We start from the raw sequence: 20,810 nt of genomic DNA on the forward strand, positions 1-20,810 counted from the left end.
CCTTTTGTGGATAAGTCTGTGGATAACTATTTACTAACAGCTTTTCGTCCCCCACAGCGTTTGCGGACACTCTCTTTTTTCGCAAAAAGTTGTCCACATTTTCTGTGGATATGCTGTGAATAACTTATTTTCCTTGGAACTGGGGCATTCGCCTATACCTCGTAGTGGGTTCCTACATAGCATGAGTATTGAAACTACGGTAGGAGGTGTTAGCAAGTGGGTATCTTTAACGGCTTCGACGATTTCGCGCTGATCTTGGTTCTGTTCATCCTTCTCGTTATCGTAGGTTGCGACTGCGACTAACCTACTCCGCTGCCATCCAGCCTATCTGAAGGTAAGCTTGCATCCTCAGCAGCCTTACCTTCTCCAATTCCACATAGATCATAGCCAAGGCAATGCGTCCTAGGGATAATGATCAGTCATAACCTCAGTACCAACACCGGGAGATACATTTGATTGTACAAAAGGAAAAAGGATGCGCCTATATTGGCTGCATCCTTTTTTTTACCCACATGCTTCAACTATTTCGACCCGGTCTGAAAAGTTATCCACTGCGCTTGATTTACATTACCTGCTGTGTCCTTTACCAGACCCGCAATGAGACTTACCTGATATCTCATATGTGGCTGCCATTTTCCTTTTGGCTTCACAGACAACATCCGCTTGCTTTTGTTCCACGTAATGGTATGCGGAACGATAGCCCCTTTTTCATCTGTCACACGAACTAATGGCCCGACTGTTTTGCTGGAGAGGACTCCTCCACCAACCAAAGCAATATCTTCGGCAAACTGGAGTGTCACTTTATCCTGGAGCTTTACATTTTTAGCCCCGTGACCGGGCAATATGACTGCTTGTGGAGCGATATTATCCACAGGTTTTCTCGTTTGAAACGTGCTGGTCAGCTCTGGATTCAAATTGCCTCGCTGATCCTTCACTTTTTTCCCCAGCAAGCTAACTCGATAGGATGCCCCTGCTTCCAAATTGCCTACCGGATCAATCGTCATGCTTCGATCTGTTTTGTTCCATTTCGCCGTAAAACGGACCTTCTTTTTTTTCGCATCCGTGAGCGAAATGATCGAGAGACCAGACTTGTCGGTGAGCTCTTGCCCATTTTTTAACGAAACCGGCCCCGAAAACGTCAGTGTAATGATTTGATCCGGGTCTATTTCCGCCGATTTGTCAGCTGGGGATATTCTCACTCCCCAGTCGTTTGCTGACTTTGCCCACACTCCCTGTGATGGAAGTAGGAAAAGCGCAAGCACTACTACCCATTGCAACCACTGAACACTCATCTTTTTCATCGAACCCCTCCCGTCTAAAACGACAAAGCCGCTCCCTTAAGCATATAAGCGCATCGCATCATCGTTTACAGGCATTGTAGAAAAAGACAGATGGGTTGATCAAAGAAATATGGTCTATGCTTGCGGTTCTTCCTCCGCGCGAATCAGTATCTTTTTCAGCTTGCGTTCAAATTCTAGTCGTCCAATCATCACACTATGATCGCACCCCGTACATTTGATTCGCACATCCATACCCATGCGTATGACCTTCCACGCATTCGTGCCACATGGATGTGGCTTTTTCATTTGTACGACATCCCCCAGTCCAAATTGCTTGCGCTCCATTTCTCTTTCTCCTCTCTACACTGTTCCCTTTCCAGACACCGCGACGATTTTTGGATACGGAATTTGAATGCCTCGGTTGGTTAATTCCGTTCTGATCTTCGCACGCAAATTTCGATTGACCCCGTGATGCGTGTTCGGCTTGCACTCAGCCGTAACCCGGATGATGACTTCGGAAGGTCCCAGTGCATGTACCCCCAAAATCTGTGGCTCAGCTACGATATCCGTCAATTCTGTTTGAGCCGATGCCAATACTTCTTTGAGCACAGACTCCACTTGGTTCAGATCTTCTTCATATGCCACAGATACGTCAACAACCGCTAACGTATTTTGCAAAGAAAAGTTGGTCACTTGATTAATCGTGCCGTTTGGAAAGATGTGTACCTCTCCCGTCCAGCTTCGTACCTTTGTAATGCGCAGACCAATCTCCTGCACCGTGCCTGTCAAATTGTTGATCGTTACGACGTCTCCGACAGCAAATTGGTCCTCAAAAATAATGAAGAAACCCGTAATGATATCACGCACGAGACTTTGCGCCCCGAAACCGACTGCCAATCCCAGTACCCCTGCGCTTACCAAAACAGGGCGCAAATCTATCCCCAACAGCTGCAAGATCATGAGAATCGCCAAAAAATAAATGCTGTATTGAACGATATTGTTGACGAGCACCCGCATCGTGTCCACTCGGCGTTGATCCATTTGAATCTTGCTTCCATGGCGGTGCTGGAACACTTTATTTACGCCTGATTGCACAACGGAAACGACGATTCGCGATAACAGGATAATCGCTGCGATTTTCAGTACAGCCATCCCTATATTTACCCACATATCTGCATCTGTCACATACGCATATACTTGGGCATAAATTCTCTCAAAAAAACCAGCTTGATTCATTCCTCCCGCTCCTTCTGCTCCCCTTTTTCGTCGACCTCGCTATACTGGCCAAAAAACTGACGGAAGTATCCTCGTATTACCACTTGTTGTTCCATCATGATCGCTTTCGCTCGTGAGTAATCCGACAGTGGGAACTCAATGGAAAGTGCACAGCCTGCCGTTATTTCTTTTGGCGTAGGTCTTGTATCGATCTCAATATCTTCGTACTCCAGCAGCATTTCTGCCCGCAAAGCTTGCTGCGTGGAATCAAACGCGATCAGCACCGTCTCTCCTCCCATTTCACTCCCCCTTATCTCTTTCACGTAAACTGCCATAGGCTCCTCTTATTTTACCTGTTCGTTTTCATGCTTGCCAGCCTCGCTGAGTTTTCAAAACCTACGTAACTTTCCCATTAGCAGGTATAAAAATGTCATATCGGTACGATACTGTGAATACTTTTATATAACCTTTTACAGGTTGGTTTAAGCCAAGTCGGCAAGAGTGGGGGTTTTCATGAGTACATCCGATAATCACAAGGATTATTCTTTGCCACCTTTTAAAGTGGAATACCGCAGTGAAAACGCAGACGAGCATCTCGCCGGTCACCTTGCCCAGCGCTTTCGCTTAAATCGGTTCGATGACGACCTTGTCATTGTATGTATTGGGACAGACCGTTCTACTGGGGATGCTCTAGGCCCATTAGTAGGAACCAAGCTCATCGCACAGTCACCTCGTTTTTTGCAAGTGTACGGAACGCTTGAGGACCCTGTACACGCTATGAATCTTAAAGAAAAATTAGAGCTCATCCAAGCGAATCATCCGACAGCTACACTCATTGCAGTCGATGCCTGTTTAGGTCAATTTAGCCACGTCGGAAACATCAATGTGATTAATGGTCCACTAAAGCCAGGGGCTGGTGTAAAAAAAGAGCTGCCTCCTGTTGGTTCCTTCCACATTACCGGGATAGTCAACGTAGGAGGGTTCATGGAGTATTTTGTCCTTCAAAATACACGGCTCTCCATCGTCATGAACATGGCAGATATCATAGCTTCCGGACTGGCAAAAGCCGTAACACTGGCTTCTACGCCGAGTCGATTCGATAGTGTCTTATATGATTGACCGTTTCTTTCTGCAAAAGGTTCCATCCCTCTTTGGAAAACTTTCTTTTTGATCTGTTCTCTCCCTCACCGGATGACAGGTCTATTTTTTTTACACATAAATCGTCAGGCACTTTTCGATCACTTGAGCATTGAGCGGCGTTGGCGCTACGCTTTCTCCATCCGCATGAACAGGCAGCTGTCCTGCTGCTTGTATCGTTACCTGCTTGCCCCTATAAAAGCGGACACCCGGATGATGACGATGAGCTCCTGTGAATATTTTCGGAAAAGCAGCTAACAATCCGAGGCGACGCACACCACTTACTATGCAAATGTCCGCAATGCCATCGTCTGGTATTGCATCGGGACAAATCAGCATTCCGCCTCCGTAATTCGGAATATTGGCAGCGACGACTAGCCAGACAGCCTCAAAACCAACCTCATGACCATCAACGTTTATTACGATGTCACGTGGCTGATACGTACATACGACGCGAATCACCGATATAATGTAGGCGAGTGCTCCTAGCTTGTACCGATTCAGCCAAGCTTTGTACACAGCTTGATCCGTTATCTTTGCTACCTGTGCATCGAATCCGGCCCCGATTGAATTCACTGCTACTTTTCCATTCATTAAAATCAGATCGATTCGCTTTTCCCCTTTTTCCGACAAAATTCGCTCTAATGCCTGTAACGGTTTCATCGGAATTCCATGTCCGCGAGCGAAATCATTCCCGGAACCAGCCGGTACCAATCCAAATCGACACTCTTGATTCGATTCGTATATCCCGTTTATCACGCCTCGGACCGTTCCATCCCCTCCGACAGCAATGATTTTTTTTACTCCCTCTTTTTGTATCAGCTCTTTTGATAATTTTTCGGCCTCCCCCTCTCCTGATGTCAGCCTAACATGAAAAGGCGCTCCTAGACGTCGTAGCGTCGGCTCAATTTTCCTCCACACTTTCAACCCTGTGCCATTGCCCGAAACAGGATTGACGATTACACCCAACATAGTAAATTCTCTCCCCAACATGCTGTCGTACTGTACTGTCCCGTCCCACTTATCCAGCCTTGCTCGCAAATCAAGTTTTTGTCTCATATTATCGCATGCTATTTTTATCGATGATAGTTGATTTTCAAAATAAAAGACTCCTCCCGAAGGAAGAGCCTCTGTCTACCTATGAAAACAGCTTTGAAATCCAATCGATAAAGGGAACTCCTACTGCTGCGATCACTAATGCTGGCATCATGTTGGCTACCCTTATCTGTTTGATCTCCAAAACGTTTAAGCCAATGGCAATAATCATCAAGCCACCTACCGCTGTTACTTCTACCAGGATCGCATCCAGCATCGTTTCGCTCACCACACTGTAAATACTCGTAGATAATAACGCAATCATGCCTTGATATAAAAACACGGGCACTGCTGAAAAGATGACACCGATTCCTAGCGTTGATGCGAAAATGATCGCGGAGAATCCGTCTAGCATTGCTTTCATAAACAGTACTTCGTGGTTGTTACGCAAACCACTGTCTAATGAACCTAGTACAGCCATGGCTCCAATACAGTACACCAGCGTCCCTGTGATAAAACCAGTGGCGATACTGCCTTGGCTCCCCCCAACTTTCCTCTCCAGCCAGTGCCCCAGATTGTTTAAGCCTTTTTCAATCCCAATCCATTCACCTAGTACTGTTCCTACCACAATACTGATAATCACGAGTAAAAAATTATCCGAACCCAGGCACATTTTAATGCCCAACACGAATACGGCCAGAGCAATTCCTTGCATGACGGTTTGTCGCATCGACTCCGGAATTCGCTTCAACATTCTGCCTAACAATGCCCCTAAGATGATTGCTCCGGCGTTGACCAGTGTTCCCAGCAAGATCACTTGCGCTGTCCCCCTACAGATGCCTTACCCTTACACAAACGCTGCTGCTATTTCCCGAACAGCGTTATGAAGTGCTTCTACATCTTTCTCTGAGTTGAAAATTCCAAAGCTGGCTCGAACCGCTCCACGTTGTTCGGTACCGGCAGTATGGTGACCAAGTGGCGTGCAATGAAAACCCGATCTGGTCGCAATTCCATATTGTTGATCCAGAATAAACGACACCTCTGCTGCATCCACCTCTCCGATATTAAAAGCAACCACGCCTACACGTTCGATCTCAATTCCGGGTCCGTAGACATGCACACCCTCTATCTGCTGCAATCCAAGAATTGCTTGTTTCGCCAATTCCCATTCGTGTTGACGGATTTTGTCCACACCTTTTTCCATGACAAAATCAACGCCTGCTTGCAGCCCTGCTAAACCAACTGTATTAAGTGTCCCGCTTTCGTATCGGTCTGGACGAGTTGTCGGTTGATCGATCGCTTCAGACTGACTGCCTGTCCCCCCATGAATCAAGGGCTCGAGATCAATATCACTTCTCACGTACAAACCACCTGTACCTTGTGGCCCATACAGCCCTTTGTGCCCAGGAAAAGCAAGCATATCAATATTCATTGCCTCTACATCGATAGGCAAAACGCCAGCAGACTGAGAAGCATCCACCAAAAACGTAATTCCGTGCTCTTTTGCCAGTTTTCCCAGTTCGGCTACAGGCAGGATGACACCTGTCAAATTCGAAGCATGACTCACAACGATTAACCGCGTCGCGGGCGTAATTGCCTTGGCAAAATCCTCTACATAGAATTGATGGTCTTCTCTCGGCTCGACAAAAGTTGCTTCTACTTGGTTGTTTTTGCGCATGTACTCGATGGGACGTCTTACCGAATTATGCTCAACTGACGATGAAATAACATGATCGCCTGCTTGTAAGAATCCTTTTATCGCCTGATTAAGCGCTTGAGTGGCATTGAGGTAAAAAAAGAGGTTATTCGGGTTTTGAATCCCAAACAACCGCGAAACTTGCACCCGTGTCCGAAACACAGCTTTACTCGCTTTCATCGCTAGTGCATGTCCACCTCGGCCAGGATTTGCAGCAAAATCCTCGATGACCTCCGCCATCATTTCTTTGACTGCTGGTGGCTTGGGCCATGTAGAAGCTGCGTTATCCAAATAGATGATCGCCATGACTACCTCCTGGACTTACTTCTCTATATTCAGCATATCGATGATTCGCTCCAAGTCTTCCTGTGAATAGAAGTCAATCTCGATCTTGCCGCGCTTCGATCCTTTTTTAATCTTGACCGATGTTCCAAAACGACTGCGTAGACGTTCCTCCATCTCGATCAATACTGGCTCGTTTTTCGCTGGCTTTTTCTTTTTTGTTTCACGTGAAACATTGAGCTGCTTTACAAGCTCTTCTAGCTGACGAACACTCAATCCTTTTTCCACCACGTCATTTGCAAGCTGTTGTTGTACTTTCTTATCCGTTACCCCAAGCAAAGCACGCGAGTGTCCCATGGATAGTTCGGCTGCTGAGACCATTTTTCGGATCTTCTCTGGCAGTTGCAGCAAACGCAGCATGTTGGCTACATGCGGTCGACTCTTCCCTATCTTTTGTGCAAGCTGTTCTTGCGTATAATTATGGTGAGAAATCAGCTTGTCATACGCCTCTGCCTCTTCCAGTGGATTCAGATTTTCGCGCTGCAAGTTCTCAATCAGGGCAATCTCCATTAATTGCTGATCGGTGTACGCTTTTACTACTACCGGAACCTCTTTTAACCCCGCTACCTTTGCAGCACGCAATCGTCTTTCCCCAGCCACCAGCTCGTAACCTTTGATGCTTTTCCGAACAATTAGCGGTTGGATGATTCCATGCTCTTTGATCGATTGTGCCAGTTCCTCAATAGCTGATTGCTCGAATTCTTTCCGGGGCTGATAAGGGTTAGGACGAATCTCATTGACGGAAATCTCTTTTACCTGTTCCCCTTCTTCGATGAGATTGGAAGTAATAAGCGCATTCAGCCCTTTTCCCAATCCTCTACTCATACCCCTACCACTTCCTTCGCCAAATCAGTATAGACTTCCGCTCCTCGTGAGCGTGGATCGTACGTAATGATGGCTTGTCCGTGTGACGGTGCTTCACTCAAGCGTACATTTCGAGGAATAATTGTCTTGTATACTTTGTCCTGAAAATACTTTTTCACTTCTTCAATCACTTGCAGACCGAGATTCGTACGTGCATCCAGCATCGTCAGCACAACACCTTCGATGGCAAGCTGCGAATTTAAATGTTTTTGGACCAACCGAATGGTGTTCAACAGTTGACTTAATCCCTCTAGCGCATAATATTCACACTGGATTGGAATTAAGACGGAATCAGATGCTGTCAAAGAATTAACGGTCAAAATCCCTAAGGATGGCGGGCAATCGATGATGACGTAATCATACTTGTCCTTGACTACTTCCAGCGCCTTTTTCAGACGAACCTCACGAGAAATCGTAGGAACCAGCTCGATTTCCGCACCTGCCAATTGAATAGTGGCAGGAATGATCATTAATCCTTCAATTTCAGTTGGCAAAGTCGCATCGACGGGGTTGATATCATTAATCAGGACATCATAAATGCAGTACTTAACATCTGCCTTATTCACCCCGATCCCACTGGTTGCATTTCCTTGCGGATCAATATCAACCAGCAGAACCTTTTTCCCCAATGCGGCCAAACAAGCACTTAGATTGACGGACGTAGTCGTTTTCCCGACGCCGCCTTTCTGGTTCGCAACCGCAATGATTTTTCCCAACTTCTCCACCTCTTTTTTGTCGTGTAGGAAAGCTTGTGGCTTGACCAGTACACTCTCCAGTACGTCTTTCAAAGTCATCTTCTGTATCCTCATCTAGTTAGTCATTCGAGTCTATTTACGATTTGCTCGTATTCTTGTAAAACGATAATCTTTTTTACAAATTCCTTCGTTCGTTGCCATCCAGTAACCTTTACATGGCCTGTACATGATAAGACGAAAAAAGTCTCTGCAAGGTTATCCTCATTGATTATCGAGTAAACCTGCAAGTATGAACAGGTTGGTACTCTCCATGTTATCAGATTTGCAGCTTAGTCGTACGCTGTTTTTTTTAGATAATGAGACAAAAAAGCCTGGTTTTTGTCCCGAAAATGCAGATTTCCCTAGCTTTTTTATGAAAAATGCTTATTTCTGGAAATTTAACAGTACAGAAAGCCTCATTTCCTATAAATCACCAGCATTTGCCCAAAAAGAAAGGCGACCTTGTCGCCTTTTATGTCACCATCTACTTTTATTTCCCTGCTTCCTTATTTTTCGGAATACGAATGGTGAATTGATAGAATTCATCATGGTCTTCTTCCGCTGTCTCTACAGGTAGGCCCGTCTGGATCACCATATCGATTGATTGCCGAACGGTATTAATCGCAATCCGCGTATCTCTTGAAAATGCTTTCCAACGAGGCTTCGCATCTTTTTCCGATTTAGGGTTCTCAGCCAATTCTAGAAGCTGCTTTACGCGCACTTCTGTCTGTTTCACATTCCATTCCCGCTCTAAAATCTCCAGCAGGACTTTATTTTGTAATTCTGGATCCTTTAACGGAATCAGAGCCCTTGCATGCCGCTCTGTTACTTGTCTGGACAACAATGCATCTTGAATTTCTTGCGGTAAATGGAGCAAGCGCAGTTTGTTTGCGATTGTCGATTGTCCTTTACCCAAACGTTGAGCAAGACTCTCTTGTGTCAGATTGTGCAAATCAATCAGCTTTTGATATGCGACTGCCTCTTCAATAGCTGTCAAACCTTCTCGTTGTAAATTCTCAATCAATGCGATAGAGGCTGTTTGCGAGTCATTAAACTCTTTGACAATCGCAGGAATCCTCTCCATGCCCAATTTTCTAGTTGCGCGCAAACGTCGTTCCCCAGCAATCAATTCATAACGACCATCGCGAACTCGCACGACAATCGGTTGAATGAGCCCGTGAGTTCGTATCGTTTGACACAACTCATCAATTTTCTCGTCATCAAATACAGTACGAGGTTGATATGGATTCGGTACAATCTCCTCAACTGGTATTTGTTTGATTTCTTCGTTATCTGTCTTGTCCGTCAAGCCAAAAATCCGAGAAAATGAATCTTTAACTGCCATAGAAAAATCCCCCACTTCTACCCGTTCCATCCGTGCTATTTTAAAGTCTTTGAAGAGGTGTTCAAAAAGTCATTTTTGATCACGAAGTAATCCTGAAATATTGCGTGACAACGAAAGTAGCGTTCACCTTTGAAATCCCGGTCCTCATGTAGCTCTCCTACATTCCGCTCCTCTTTCTTCAGCTTCTCCCCGCATTCTTGGTACTAAAAAACAACTTTTTGAATACTTCCTTGAAACTGAAAAAGGTCCTGTCCAATCAACGACAGAATCTTCCTAGAAACATTTTGTATCCCCCGCCCATCCATTGTCCGGATATGACAGATTGGATATGTTCTTTGATTGTTGCTGCTAAGGAAAAATGGCATATTGGCGTCGTAAGTGAGTCCAGTCCTACTCTTTTTACATAGGTCCTCCTCTTACATCGTTAGAGACAGCATGCATCTACTTTTAAAAAAGCTTCAGAAGCCCTATAGTACATACTGCTTAACGGACTCTTCTTGCCCATCCGGTCGGTTTGTAAAATTGCCTTTGACCTAATCTTTTTTCCTACACGCTTTCTACAGGTTCATTTATATATATGTAATTCTGCAAGATTCGTCCAATTCCTGCTAACGAAAAACGTTTCACGTGAAACATCAATCGTGATCTTCGTGATAAAAATCGTGATCATCACAGTGCTTTGGCCTCTCATCACTTCCAATGCTCTCATCAGTAGGATGTGAAATCTTGGTGACAGAAAACAAGCGAGGAAAAAGTCTATGAAAGTCTAACGTCAGGTACGAAAAAACCGCGGCAACGTTCGTAGCGACATACATCCCTGCACTGAACATTAGACCAATGGCTGTAGCAACCCACATACCTGCTGCCGTCGTCAAGCCTTTCACGTTACCATTGAATTTAATCATAGCTCCGGCTCTCAAAAATTCCATGCCCGTCACGACTTGAGCAGCTATCCTCCCCGGATCATGATTTACGCCGATCGAAGAAAAACCACAGTCGAAAAAGAAAAGAACCAAAGCAAACGAGACTATACGTACGAAAACCACCACCTCCTAACCTGCTCACATCCTTTATAAATCTATCTCACTCCCATCCCTAAATGGCACCTGCTAGAAAAGCAAGAAAGAGCAGAAGCAATATGGTCGGGATTTCTGGCGGAAATAAAGGAGGAGAGTACCAAGGAGCTAGTACTATGTATATACCGAGTTGTAGACTCGATGATCCGAGGAGCAAACCCGAGAGACTACTTCACTTTAACTTTCCATTATGAAAAAAGGCCGCAGCACGTGGCTACGACCCTCTCTTATAACTGACTCCTACACTAACGGCTTTTTCGCAGGAACTCCTGCCTTGCGCGGATAGCTTTTCGGCGTCGCTTCTATTTTTTCCATGATAACGATGTTGCGTTCTCCCGCTTCCTCTAGAAGCTGGAATGTCTCGACCTTTCTCGTCTTTCCACCGAGCGTCTTGATTGCCTTTTTCGCTTCAGCAAGCTCCGGAGTAATCTCCGCTCCCTTGAGAGCAACAAAGTGTCCCCCGACTTTGGCAAAGGGAAGGCAGAACTCCGACAACAGATTGAGTCTCGCAACAGCCCGTGCCACTACGAGGTCAAACTTCTCCCGATAAATCGCTTCTTGCCCACGATCCTCAGCACGCCCGTGTACAGGATTCACGTTCTCCAGGCCAAGTTCCTGTGCTACATGCTGCAAGAAGCTCATACGCTTGTTCAAGGAATCAATGATGGTCATTTTCAGATGTGGGAAGCAAATTTTTAAAGGAATACTCGGAAAGCCTGCACCCCCACCGATATCTACAACTGATTGCACCTGATCAAATGGAAAGTAAAAAGCCGGCGTAATCGAATCATAAAAATGCTTGTTGTACACTTGCCCCTCTTCGGTAATCCCGGTCAGGTTCATTTTCTCATTCCATTCCACCAGCAGGCGGAAAAAATGATCGAATTGCTCCTTTTGACGATCCGTTAAAGAAATCCCCTGGGCTGCAAGTACCTCGGCAAACTGTTCTTTCGTCATAGCTTTTCTCCTTACTCGGCTACTCCCACGCGTTTGTACTCCAAATATACCATCAACACGGAAATGTCTGCTGGAGTAACCCCTGCGATACGAGCCGCCTGCCCGATGTTCAACGGACGAATTTTGGTCATATTGTCGCGGGATTCCTTGGACAAACCAGAGATTTGGTGGTAATCAATATCCGTTGGGATGCGGCGCTCCTCCATTTTTTTCATCCGCTCAACTTGTTGCAAAGACTTTTTGATGTAGCCATCGTATTTAATCTGGATTTCAACCTGTTCAGTCACATCCTCTGGCAGTGCTTCCGGTGCAGGGACCATTTGAGCAATGTGGCTGTAGTTGATTTCCGGACGACGCAGCAATTGAGCCAGCTCGATGACATCTGTCAGTTCAGGAGAGCCTGCGTTGCGCAAAACCTCTTGGACATGTTCCATTTCAGGACGTACACGCGTATTTGCCACACGTTCTTTTTCTTGCTCGATCAGCGCGCGTTTTTGGTTAAATCGAAGGTAGCGCTCCTCGCTAATCAGACCAATTTCATGGCCGATATCCGTCAGGCGCAAGTCCGCATTGTCATGACGCAGCAGCAAGCGATATTCTGCACGGGAAGTAAGCAAACGATAAGGCTCATGCGTTCCTTTCGTAACAAGGTCGTCAATCAAGACACCGATGTACGCCTCTTCTCGTCCCAAAATAACGGGTGGTTTCCCTTGCACGCGGCGTGCTGCGTTAATCCCTGCCATGAGACCTTGACCCGCTGCTTCTTCATAACCAGAGGTACCATTGATTTGTCCTGCTGTGAACAATCCAGGTAAGATTTTAGTCTCCAAAGAAGGCCAGAGCTGAGTCGGCACGATCGAATCATACTCAATGGCATAGCCAGGTCGCATCATTTTGACTTCTTCCATTCCAGCCATAGAGCGCAGCATGGAAAGCTGAACATCCTCTGGCAAGCTGGTCGACAAGCCTTGTACATACATTTCTTCGGTATTGCGTCCTTCTGGCTCCAAGAAAATTTGATGACGCGGCTTATCGTTAAAACGAACTACCTTATCCTCAATCGAAGGGCAATAACGCGGGCCCGTTCCTTCAATCATTCCCGAATACATAGGAGCGCGATGCAGATTGCTATTGATGAGTCCATGCGTTTCTTCATTTGTATATGTCAGCCAGCAAGGCAGCTGGTCCATAATAAATTCCGTTGTTTCATAAGAAAAGGCGCGCGGTACCGGATCACCAGGCTGAATCTCCATTTTGGAGAAATCCACACTGCTGCTATGAACACGTGGTGGCGTCCCCGTCTTGAAACGTGTCATTTCAAAACCGAGTTCCTTCAAATGGTGTGCCAGACGAATCGATGGACGCATGTTGTTTGGTCCACTTTCATATTGGAGATCTCCGAGGATGATCTTTCCGCGCAAATAGGTTCCGGTCGTCAATACAACGGATTTGGCCATGTATCGCGCCCCTGTTTGCGTAATAACCCCTTCACAAACTCCATCGTTCACGATCAGCTCTTCCACCATCGCTTGACGCAGGATCAGATTCGGAGTATTTTCAATCGTTTTCTTCATTTCATGCTGATACGCGAATTTATCTGCTTGTGCACGCAAGGCATGCACAGCGGGTCCTTTCCCTGTATTCAGCATACGCATTTGGATATGGGTTTTGTCAGTATTGCGTCCCATCTCTCCACCAAGCGCGTCCAATTCGCGTACGACGTGTCCTTTTGCCGGACCACCTACGGAAGGATTACATGGCATATACGCCACAGCATCCAGGTTGATCGTCAACAGCAATGTACTACAGCCCATACGTGCAGCCGCCAATGCCGCTTCCGCACCGGCATGACCCGCTCCAATGACAATGACGTCAAACGAGCCCGCTTCATATGCAGGTACAACGTTCATTTTTTTGCCCTCCTAATCACTTACCCAGACAGAACTGGGAGAAAATCTGGTCAATCAAATCTTCGCCGACGCTTTCTCCGATGACTTCCCCAAGCAGCTCCCATGACTTTTTAATGTCGATCTGAATCATGTCTACTGGCATCAAATCATCGATTCCACCCAGAGCTTCATCTATGGCTCGTTCAGCCTGACGAAGCAGTTGAATATGTCTAGCGTTACTAACGTAGGTCAAGTCATCCTGCTGTACGCGGCCACTGAAGAAAATCTCCCCAATAGCCTGCTCCAAAAGATCGATCCCCGTCTCCTCACGCGCAGACGTCATAATCAACGGCTGCTGAGGGAAATGACGCTTGATCTCTTCCAAATCCACCTTTTGCGGCAGGTCGAATTTATTGACAATCACAATCACATGGAACCCTTTTGCCGCTTCAAAAATCGCGTAGTCATCAGCGGAGAGAGGCTCGTTGTAGTTAATCACGAGCAACACGAGGTCAGCCTTTTGCAGCAGCTGTCTGGACTTCTCTACCCCGATTTTCTCGACGATGTCCTCTGTATCGCGAATTCCTGCGGTATCGATGAGTCGCAAAGGAACTCCTCGCACATTGACATACTCTTCGATGACATCGCGTGTCGTTCCCGCAACGTCAGTCACAATCGCCTTTTCCTCTTGGACCAGACTATTTAATAGAGAGGATTTTCCTACATTCGGACGTCCAATAATCGCGGTCGACAAGCCTTCACGCAAAATTTTTCCTTGCTGTGCGGTCTGCAACAGTCGTTGGATCTCACCTTTAACCTCCAGGCACTTTCCTCGCAAGAAATTTTGTGTAAACTCCTCAACGTCATGCTCTGGATAATCCAGTGTCACTTCTATATGGGCCATCGCTTCAATCAAGTTTTGGCGCAGCTGTCGAATGAGCCTGGACAGCTTCCCTTCGACTTGATTCAATGCGACCTTCATCGCTCTGTCTGTCTTCGCCCGGATCAAATCAATGACCGCCTCAGCCTGAGACAAATCGACACGTCCATTTAAGAACGCACGCTTCGTGAACTCACCCGGCTCAGCTAATCTCGCTCCATTATCCAAGATTAACTCCAAAACCTTTTCAACGGATACAATTCCTCCGTGACAGTTAACCTCCACTACATCCTCCCTCGTAAATGTACGGGGAGCCTTCATTACGGAAACCAGCACCTCTTCCACTCGTTCACCTGTGTTTGGCTCATACAAGTGCCCATAATGGATCGTATGGCTGTCCACAGTGGACAACCGCTGCTTTCCTTTATATATCTTATCCACAACTTCGATCGCTTCCGTACCGCTTACCCGGATCACGGCAATACCGCCTTCACCCATCGGTGTTGCGACCGCCGCTATTGTATCGAATTTCATGCTGTTCACCTCAAGCTTTCCACTCTTACAAGTCAGCCACTAACTTACTAGCATAACAGATCGTCTAGAAAAATTCCAAAAGAAAGTGCAGCCAATCCATATAGCTAAACACCCAATAGGAAAAAGCAGCCCTATTCTCCAAGGTTGCTCTCTATTTTGGTTATCCACAGTATAATCATTTTCGCAAATCCTCAACCTTTTGGTCAATTATCCACAGTGGACAACTTTTTGAAGAGATTATTAAAAATATTGTCGGTTGCTCATTTACATTCAGTCAAAAAAAAGAAGCCTAGCGAGAGGCTTCTTTCGGTGCAATCACGATATAACGATTTGGCTCGTCTCCTTCACTGAAGGTAACCACATCCGCTCTCTTTTGCAAGAAGGCGTGGATTACTTTCCGTTCAGCAGCAGACATTGGTTCCAGACGTACATCCCGTTTGGTCGATAACGCTTTTTTCGCCACACGATCTGCGAGCTGCTCCAATGTTTCCTTGCGACGCAGCCTGTAATTTTCGGCATCCAGAGTGATACGTACATGTTTGTCCGCATGACGGTTCGCTACGACGTTTACGAGATACTGTAATGAATCAAGAGTTTGTCCCCTGCGGCCAATAATGATTCCCAGATTGGTTCCCTGGATGTCAAACAGCATGCCCTCTTCATTTGTACGCGTCTCCACTTTGGCATTCACCTTCATGTTCGACAAAACGTCTTGAAGAAAGTCACGTCCCTGTGCAACCGGATCAAAGTGAAATTCTACTTGCACTTTAGCGTCCTTTGCTCCAATCAGTCCAAACAATCCTCTGCTTGGTTCTTCTAGAACTTGGATCGTTGCCCGCTCACGCGGCACTCCCAATTCCAGCAAAGCTTTTTGCACAGCATCGTCGATCGTTTTTGCCGTAGCTACCACCTTTTTCACTTGGAGGCTCCCCCCTTAGGAGTAGGCATATTTCCTTTATCACGATACAGGAAGTAAGTTTGTACAATGGTAAACAGGTTACCGTATACCCAGTACAGAGACAGCGCTGATGGCAATGTAACGGCAATTGCCAAAATCATCAGCGGCATCATGATGATCATCATTTGCATTTGTGGATTGCCTTGATTTGCCTGACCCATCATCTTGGACTGCAGGTACGTCGTAATCGCCGCAACAATCGGCAAAATGTAGTACGGGTCTTTTTCTCCCAACGTCAACCACAAGAACGTTTGCGAGTTAATCTCGGTCGTACGGATAATCGCATGATAGAACGCGATCAAAATCGGCATTTGTACCAACATTGGCAAGCATCCAGCCAACGGATTGACACCGCTCTTTTGGAACAAAGCCATTGTTTCCATTTGCGCTTTTTGTGGATCATTTTTGTGCTTGTCACGGATTTTTTGCATCTCCGGTTGAATCTCTTGCATTTTCTTGGAGCTCTTGATTTGCTTGACCATCAGTGGAAGCACAATGATTCGAATGATGATCGTTGCAACCAGGATACCCAGACCGTAGTTGTTTCCGAGTATCAATGCGCTCTCTTTAATTAGCCAGGACAGTGGATAGACAAAATACTTGTCCCAAATGCCGGTTGCGTCAGGGCCAATTGGTGCTGCAGCTTGGGGGTTACAGCCCGACAAAACTAGAACCAGCATAGTCAGCATAAGAATGCTGAGTGTACGTCTACTCAAGGGTGATCCTCCTTTTCCCCGCTTCAATATGAGGTAATCTTATTTGTGCTGATCCGGGACTGGATCATACCCGCCCGGGTGGAACGGATGGCATTTCAAGATGCGACGAAGGGCCAACCAGCCTCCCCTCCACGCTCCAAATCGGCGAATCGACTCGATGGCGTAATGGGAGCAGGTGGGCGCGAATCTGCATGAAGGCGGTTTATACGGAGAAATCATCAGTTGGTATCCCCGAATCAACCCAACCATGATCTTCACCATCATTGTTTCACCCTCTTTTTCCATCTCTTTTTCCATTATGTACGGGTGCCTGTTTGATCACTTTGGCTCGCTTCATCACATGTAACAGAGATTGCTCAATGGCTTCAAGCGTCATCGCTTCCACACCCGGACGGGCGATGATGACGAGATCGAGACCGACTGGAATATCAGACTCCATTCGAGCTACTGCTTCGCGTATAAGCCGCTTGACTCTATTGCGGACAACAGCATTGCCAATTTTTTTACTGACGGAAATTCCAGCACGAAAAGCCGCTTGTCCCTCTTGCTTTGCTGAATACAAGACAAACTGCTTATTTGCAGCAGAACTTCCTCGTTGAAACACAGCTTGGAATTGCTCATTTTTTTTGAGCCGGTGTGAACGATGCAAGGTAAACAACCCCTAACATCACAATTATAGTAGAAAACGTAAACAGCATCTACCAGTATATCCTTGTTTCGTCCACTTTTTTCCCCTAACTGCCAATTTCCGCGATGATTTCTGCACTGGCATGACGCAAATGAGCGAGCAATTGCCCATCCGCTTGGAAAAAGCCCAGTTTTTGAAGGGACAAGGAAAGCTCGGCAGGCAGATCCGCCCAATGATCCTCCAGCCATTCATCAGAACCCACACTATGATATAACCAGATCGTCTCTGAAAATAATAAAAACCCGGCCATATCTAGCTGATTTCTCTCCTGCAATCTCTGAACCTTCCTCTTTACTAACCAATCATTTTCAGCCCCCAGCAAAAACTCGATCCCCTCATTTCTTGACCGTAGATGAGCCCGATAGTCCGCCAATAGCATAAGTGCATCCTGTACATCCTGATTACTCCGGTATGTCTCCTGAAAAAAGCTATCCGTACCTTCTGAACGCCCTGCTTTCTGTACCAGCTGATACAACTGTGCATCACTCAATGAATGTCCCTGCAAAACGGCACTCATTTGTAGCGCCCCGATCCATCCGGCCCAGGCAGCCAAATAAGCAGAGTAAGGAAAACCTTCCATTAAGGCAGCCTGCGCCTCTTCATGGAACGAATCTACCTCTGCTTTTGCCTGTACGAACATTTTCGCTTTTCCAGCCGGAGAATCCATATAGGCACACATGTCGTTCATCCAGGAAGTGAACCGATCCTCTGGGTCTAGAATAATCTTTGCTTCCTTTAAGTAACGCCATGCCCACGGATTCTCGTATACTTCTTCATCCGTAGGAGCAGATTGGACCTGCAGCTGGATCACATGCCCTCTAAACAGACGATTTTCACAGGAAGGATCAACTTCTCCCTCCACAAAGATGTGTAAATCGAGGTCGCTGTAAGCATCAGCTTCTCCCCTCCCGACAGATCCACCAGCATAGGCACATACCAAGTTGGCTATAGGCCATTCATCAAGAAACTCGCGCGCCAACGATACAAAAAAGTTGGTTACATCCTTGCTTTGATCCATCCGGCCTCCTCCTGTCTCCTCAATAAATAGTAACATTTTCGGTAGCTAGGTAACGATCATCCCTCAAAAGGTTTCCACATCGGAGAAAGCCTTCCTCTTTTTATGAGAACAAAGAATTTTCAGACATATGTAGGCAAACAAAAAGGCCACTGAAAGTGTGGCCTAAGCGGAAAGAACTTTTCTACCTCTTTGACGACGAGCAGCCAAAATTTTACGGCCATTTTTTGTGCTCATGCGCTTACGGAATCCATGATCCTTTTTGCGCTTGCGGTTGTTAGGATTGAAAGATGGTTTCATTACGTATACACCTCCGTCTTGCAAAGACATTCTTTTGCATTATAAGAACATATGCCTAAAAAGTCAAGCAGCAGTGGAATTTCATTACCAAGGCAAATATCCCCATAAAACTATTTCCCGGGGCTGTGGATATCATTTTATCCACAAAAACAGATTTCGACAAGTTTATCTACAGCTTGTACACAAAATATAGGGATGTGAATATGTGGGGAGTACCAGAAGTTGTGTTTGTGGATAAGTATGAAAAAACCATTGATACCACGCTTTATATCTGTTATTATGTTTTTGTTTTGAAGCGTGAATAACTCCGATACGTGAATCGGTTTTTCCACAGGGTGTGGATAAGTTTGTGGACAGATTCTTTCCTATGTGTATGTCGTTACTCACAGGATTGAGGATAACCGTCTGCTTTTTTTCACTTCTACGAGCGGAATCCCTATATTTCGACTTTTTTTATCCACAGTCGCTCTAAACGACTGTGTTGACAATTAGGTCACAACATAGTAGGTTTTTGCACTTTTTCTCGATCATGATGGATCGGTGCTTCATCAATTTTTCGGATGGCCCAGAGGGAGGGATTCTGGTTGGATGCAGCGATTAGCGAACTATGGCGCAAAGTACTCGCCAAGATAGAAAAATCGCTAAGCAAACCCAGTTTTGATACCTGGCTGAAGGCGACAAAGGCAACTACCTTAGAAGAGGATGCACTGATCGTCGTCGCACCAAACGACTTTGCTCGTGATTGGCTAGAAACCAGGTACGCACAACTGATTACCGATACACTATATGAAGTGACGGGTATCAATATGAAAGTAAAGTTCGTCGCGATGCAAAATCCTGATGCGGCTTTTGCCGACGAACAACCTGCCCCACGGGTGAAAATGAGCGAACCGCCAACAGTCGCGGATGACCAGCCACCCAGTATCTTAAATCCCAAATACACCTTTGACACGTTTGTCATCGGCTCAGGGAATCGATTCGCTCACGCCGCATCGCTTGCGGTTGCTGAAGCTCCTGCAAAAGCTTACAATCCCCTCTTCATTTACGGAGGAGTCGGACTTGGCAAAACCCACTTAATGCATGCAATTGGCCATTATGTCATTCAGCACAATCCATCGGCGAAAGTGGTCTATTTGTCGTCTGAGAAATTCACCAATGAATTCATCAACTCTATTCGTGACAACAAAGCCGTCGAATTCCGCAATAAATACCGGAGTGTTGACGTTCTTTTAATTGATGACATTCAGTTTTTGGCAGGCAAAGAATCGACACAAGAAGAGTTTTTTCATACGTTCAATGCCTTGCATGAAGAAAGCAAACAAATCATTATCTCCTCCGATCGACCTCCTAAGGAGATCCCGACACTGGAGGATCGCCTCCGCTCACGCTTCGAATGGGGACTGATTACTGATATTCAGCCGCCAGACCTCGAAACGCGGATTGCGATTTTGCGCAAAAAGGCGAAAGCAGAAAATCTCGATATCCCTAATGAGGTAATGGCGTACATCGCCAACCAGATCGACAGCAACATCCGCGAGCTGGAAGGCGCACTGATTCGTGTCGTTGCTTACTCCTCCTTGATTAATCGCGATATCGACACGCAGCTGGCAGCGGAAGCACTGAAAGACATTATTCCTTCCTCCCGCCCACGCGTGATTACCATTATGGACATCCAACGAACGGTTGGAGAAGCGTTCAGCCTGAAACTAGAAGATTTCAAGGCGAAAAAACGGACAAAAACCGTCGCTTTCCCCCGTCAGATTGCGATGTATCTCTCCAGAGAGCTGACGGATGCCTCCTTGCCGAAAATCGGTGATGAATTTGGCGGCCGTGACCATACGACAGTCATCCATGCCCATGAGAAAATCTCTCGTGCACTGGCAAATGACCCTCATATGCAGACAACTATTCAGTCGCTCATTGAAAAGTTAAAAGCAAACCATTAAACCTGTGCATAACGCAAAAAGCCTATACACAACTTACCCACATGTGTATAGGCTCTCTTTTACGTAATGGACCCACATATCCACAAATCCACAGGCCCTATTACTACTTCTGTTAAAAAGATTTATCCTAATAAGTTATGATAAAGGCGCAGCCATTATGCAGATTCCAACCAAAAATAATGGCGCCGGAGAGGGAGGCTCAC

General features: G+C 46.1%; 23 protein-coding genes. 3 read left to right on the forward strand and 20 right to left on the reverse strand.

Features of this window, described 5'->3' with window-relative positions; translation table 11 throughout:
- Positions 1 to 216 precede the first annotated feature (216 nt).
- Positions 217 to 303, forward strand: a complete 87-nt coding sequence (locus C7R94_RS20495) for a YjcZ family sporulation protein (RefSeq protein WP_017246824.1) — start codon at positions 217 to 219, stop codon at positions 301 to 303.
- Positions 304 to 521: 218 nt separating this feature from the next.
- On the opposite strand, the gene C7R94_RS20500 is transcribed toward C7R94_RS20495, so the two are convergent.
- From C7R94_RS20500 to C7R94_RS20515, 4 genes are all read right to left on the reverse strand, one after another.
- Positions 522 to 1,301 (reverse strand): Ig-like domain-containing domain, encoded by a 780-nt coding sequence (locus C7R94_RS20500; protein WP_106784208.1) that lies wholly within the window; start codon positions 1,299 to 1,301, stop codon positions 522 to 524.
- 114 nt (positions 1,302 to 1,415) lie between these two features.
- Positions 1,416 to 1,625, reverse strand: a complete 210-nt coding sequence (locus tag C7R94_RS20505; protein ID WP_007720174.1) for a DUF951 domain-containing protein — start codon at positions 1,623 to 1,625, stop codon at positions 1,416 to 1,418.
- A 15-nt stretch (positions 1,626 to 1,640) separates the two neighbouring features.
- The gene (locus C7R94_RS20510; protein ID WP_106784210.1) at positions 1,641 to 2,516 is read right to left on the reverse strand and encodes a mechanosensitive ion channel family protein; all 876 of its coding nucleotides are present in this window, start codon (positions 2,514 to 2,516) and stop codon (positions 1,641 to 1,643) included.
- Complete coding sequence (locus tag C7R94_RS20515) at positions 2,513 to 2,794, reverse strand: putative Se/S carrier protein (RefSeq protein WP_047070283.1); 282 nt, start codon at positions 2,792 to 2,794, stop codon at positions 2,513 to 2,515. Before C7R94_RS20515 ends, C7R94_RS20510 begins: the two co-directional genes overlap by 4 nt.
- A gap of 214 nt (positions 2,795 to 3,008) precedes the next feature.
- Between C7R94_RS20515 and yyaC the strand changes: the two genes are divergently transcribed.
- Positions 3,009 to 3,614 carry a spore protease YyaC gene (gene yyaC, locus C7R94_RS20520; protein WP_106784213.1) on the forward strand — a complete coding sequence of 202 codons (606 nt, stop codon included), beginning with the start codon at positions 3,009 to 3,011 and terminating at the stop codon, positions 3,612 to 3,614.
- Positions 3,615 to 3,704: 90 nt separating this feature from the next.
- Here the strand turns inward: yyaC and C7R94_RS20525 are convergent, their stop codons facing one another.
- The 16 genes from C7R94_RS20525 to rpmH form a co-directional block, all read right to left on the reverse strand.
- Positions 3,705 to 4,604, reverse strand: coding sequence for a diacylglycerol/lipid kinase family protein (locus tag C7R94_RS20525; protein WP_106784215.1), 900 nt, complete (start codon positions 4,602 to 4,604; stop codon positions 3,705 to 3,707).
- Positions 4,605 to 4,770: 166 nt separating this feature from the next.
- Positions 4,771 to 5,484: a DUF554 domain-containing protein gene (locus tag C7R94_RS20530; RefSeq protein ID WP_106784217.1), complete on the reverse strand. Its 714-nt coding sequence runs from the start codon at positions 5,482 to 5,484 to the stop codon at positions 4,771 to 4,773.
- Between the two features lie 30 nt (positions 5,485 to 5,514).
- Complete coding sequence (locus C7R94_RS20535) at positions 5,515 to 6,669, reverse strand: aminotransferase class V-fold PLP-dependent enzyme (protein ID WP_106784220.1); 1,155 nt, start codon at positions 6,667 to 6,669, stop codon at positions 5,515 to 5,517.
- A 15-nt stretch (positions 6,670 to 6,684) separates the two neighbouring features.
- A complete protein-coding gene (locus C7R94_RS20540) occupies positions 6,685 to 7,530 on the reverse strand; it encodes a ParB/RepB/Spo0J family partition protein (protein WP_106784222.1) in 846 nt (281 codons plus the stop codon).
- Positions 7,527 to 8,285: a ParA family protein gene (locus C7R94_RS20545; RefSeq protein WP_015894094.1), complete on the reverse strand. Its 759-nt coding sequence runs from the start codon at positions 8,283 to 8,285 to the stop codon at positions 7,527 to 7,529. Before C7R94_RS20545 ends, C7R94_RS20540 begins: the two co-directional genes overlap by 4 nt.
- A gap of 508 nt (positions 8,286 to 8,793) precedes the next feature.
- Positions 8,794 to 9,648, reverse strand: coding sequence for a nucleoid occlusion protein (noc, locus tag C7R94_RS20550; RefSeq protein ID WP_047070289.1), 855 nt, complete (start codon positions 9,646 to 9,648; stop codon positions 8,794 to 8,796).
- A gap of 635 nt (positions 9,649 to 10,283) precedes the next feature.
- The gene (locus C7R94_RS20560; RefSeq protein ID WP_233220624.1) at positions 10,284 to 10,697 is read right to left on the reverse strand and encodes an MgtC/SapB family protein; all 414 of its coding nucleotides are present in this window, start codon (positions 10,695 to 10,697) and stop codon (positions 10,284 to 10,286) included.
- A 267-nt stretch (positions 10,698 to 10,964) separates the two neighbouring features.
- Positions 10,965 to 11,681 (reverse strand): 16S rRNA (guanine(527)-N(7))-methyltransferase RsmG, encoded by a 717-nt coding sequence (rsmG, locus tag C7R94_RS20565; protein ID WP_106784225.1) that lies wholly within the window; start codon positions 11,679 to 11,681, stop codon positions 10,965 to 10,967.
- An 11-nt stretch (positions 11,682 to 11,692) separates the two neighbouring features.
- A complete protein-coding gene (gene mnmG / locus C7R94_RS20570) occupies positions 11,693 to 13,591 on the reverse strand; it encodes a tRNA uridine-5-carboxymethylaminomethyl(34) synthesis enzyme MnmG (RefSeq protein ID WP_106784227.1) in 1,899 nt (632 codons plus the stop codon).
- 16 nt (positions 13,592 to 13,607) lie between these two features.
- Complete coding sequence (gene mnmE, locus C7R94_RS20575) at positions 13,608 to 14,984, reverse strand: tRNA uridine-5-carboxymethylaminomethyl(34) synthesis GTPase MnmE (RefSeq protein WP_047070294.1); 1,377 nt, start codon at positions 14,982 to 14,984, stop codon at positions 13,608 to 13,610.
- 289 nt (positions 14,985 to 15,273) lie between these two features.
- A complete protein-coding gene (gene jag / locus C7R94_RS20580; RefSeq protein ID WP_007720132.1) occupies positions 15,274 to 15,903 on the reverse strand; it encodes an RNA-binding cell elongation regulator Jag/EloR in 630 nt (209 codons plus the stop codon).
- Positions 15,900 to 16,658, reverse strand: a complete 759-nt coding sequence (gene yidC, locus C7R94_RS20585; protein ID WP_106784230.1) for a membrane protein insertase YidC — start codon at positions 16,656 to 16,658, stop codon at positions 15,900 to 15,902. Before yidC ends, jag begins: the two co-directional genes overlap by 4 nt.
- Positions 16,659 to 16,697: 39 nt before the next feature.
- On the reverse strand, positions 16,698 to 16,922 hold the full coding sequence (gene yidD, locus C7R94_RS20590) for a membrane protein insertion efficiency factor YidD (protein ID WP_206767949.1): 225 nt from the start codon (positions 16,920 to 16,922) through the stop codon (positions 16,698 to 16,700).
- 4 nt (positions 16,923 to 16,926) lie between these two features.
- Complete coding sequence (rnpA, locus tag C7R94_RS20595) at positions 16,927 to 17,307, reverse strand: ribonuclease P protein component (RefSeq protein WP_015894104.1); 381 nt, start codon at positions 17,305 to 17,307, stop codon at positions 16,927 to 16,929.
- Between the two features lie 85 nt (positions 17,308 to 17,392).
- Positions 17,393 to 18,364, reverse strand: coding sequence for a nucleotidyltransferase domain-containing protein (locus tag C7R94_RS20600; RefSeq protein WP_106784232.1), 972 nt, complete (start codon positions 18,362 to 18,364; stop codon positions 17,393 to 17,395).
- Positions 18,365 to 18,526: 162 nt separating this feature from the next.
- Positions 18,527 to 18,661 (reverse strand): 50S ribosomal protein L34, encoded by a 135-nt coding sequence (gene rpmH / locus C7R94_RS20605; RefSeq protein ID WP_007720125.1) that lies wholly within the window; start codon positions 18,659 to 18,661, stop codon positions 18,527 to 18,529.
- Between the two features lie 560 nt (positions 18,662 to 19,221).
- Here rpmH and dnaA point away from each other — a divergent pair.
- Positions 19,222 to 20,607: a chromosomal replication initiator protein DnaA gene (gene dnaA, locus C7R94_RS20610; protein ID WP_106784234.1), complete on the forward strand. Its 1,386-nt coding sequence runs from the start codon at positions 19,222 to 19,224 to the stop codon at positions 20,605 to 20,607.
- Positions 20,608 to 20,810 lie beyond the last annotated feature (203 nt).

Source organism: Brevibacillus sp. NRRL NRS-603 (assembly GCF_003013445.1).
Classification (GTDB): Bacteria; Bacillota; Bacilli; order Brevibacillales; family Brevibacillaceae; genus Brevibacillus; species Brevibacillus formosus.

Coding starts and splice junctions, on each gene's coding strand:
- mnmG (WP_106784227.1), bottom strand. CDS start 13,591: ATGAACGTTGTACCTGCATATGAAGCGGGCTCGTTTGACGTCATTGTC.
- C7R94_RS20525 (WP_106784215.1), bottom strand. CDS start 4,604: ATGTTGGGTGTAATCGTCAATCCTGTTTCGGGCAATGGCACAGGGTTG.
- C7R94_RS20535 (WP_106784220.1), bottom strand. CDS start 6,669: ATGGCGATCATCTATTTGGATAACGCAGCTTCTACATGGCCCAAGCCA.
- C7R94_RS20540 (WP_106784222.1), bottom strand. CDS start 7,530: ATGAGTAGAGGATTGGGAAAAGGGCTGAATGCGCTTATTACTTCCAAT.
- C7R94_RS20505 (WP_007720174.1), bottom strand. CDS start 1,625: ATGGAGCGCAAGCAATTTGGACTGGGGGATGTCGTACAAATGAAAAAG.
- yidD (WP_206767949.1), bottom strand. CDS start 16,922: ATGATGGTGAAGATCATGGTTGGGTTGATTCGGGGATACCAACTGATG.
- dnaA (WP_106784234.1), top strand. CDS start 19,222: ATGGCCCAGAGGGAGGGATTCTGGTTGGATGCAGCGATTAGCGAACTA.
- C7R94_RS20510 (WP_106784210.1), bottom strand. CDS start 2,516: ATGAATCAAGCTGGTTTTTTTGAGAGAATTTATGCCCAAGTATATGCG.
- rpmH (WP_007720125.1), bottom strand. CDS start 18,661: ATGAAACCATCTTTCAATCCTAACAACCGCAAGCGCAAAAAGGATCAT.
- mnmE (WP_047070294.1), bottom strand. CDS start 14,984: ATGAAATTCGATACAATAGCGGCGGTCGCAACACCGATGGGTGAAGGC.
- noc (WP_047070289.1), bottom strand. CDS start 9,648: ATGGCAGTTAAAGATTCATTTTCTCGGATTTTTGGCTTGACGGACAAG.
- C7R94_RS20515 (WP_047070283.1), bottom strand. CDS start 2,794: ATGGGAGGAGAGACGGTGCTGATCGCGTTTGATTCCACGCAGCAAGCT.
- C7R94_RS20600 (WP_106784232.1), bottom strand. CDS start 18,364: ATGGATCAAAGCAAGGATGTAACCAACTTTTTTGTATCGTTGGCGCGC.
- C7R94_RS20500 (WP_106784208.1), bottom strand. CDS start 1,301: ATGAAAAAGATGAGTGTTCAGTGGTTGCAATGGGTAGTAGTGCTTGCG.
- yyaC (WP_106784213.1), top strand. CDS start 3,009: ATGAGTACATCCGATAATCACAAGGATTATTCTTTGCCACCTTTTAAA.
- rsmG (WP_106784225.1), bottom strand. CDS start 11,681: ATGACGAAAGAACAGTTTGCCGAGGTACTTGCAGCCCAGGGGATTTCT.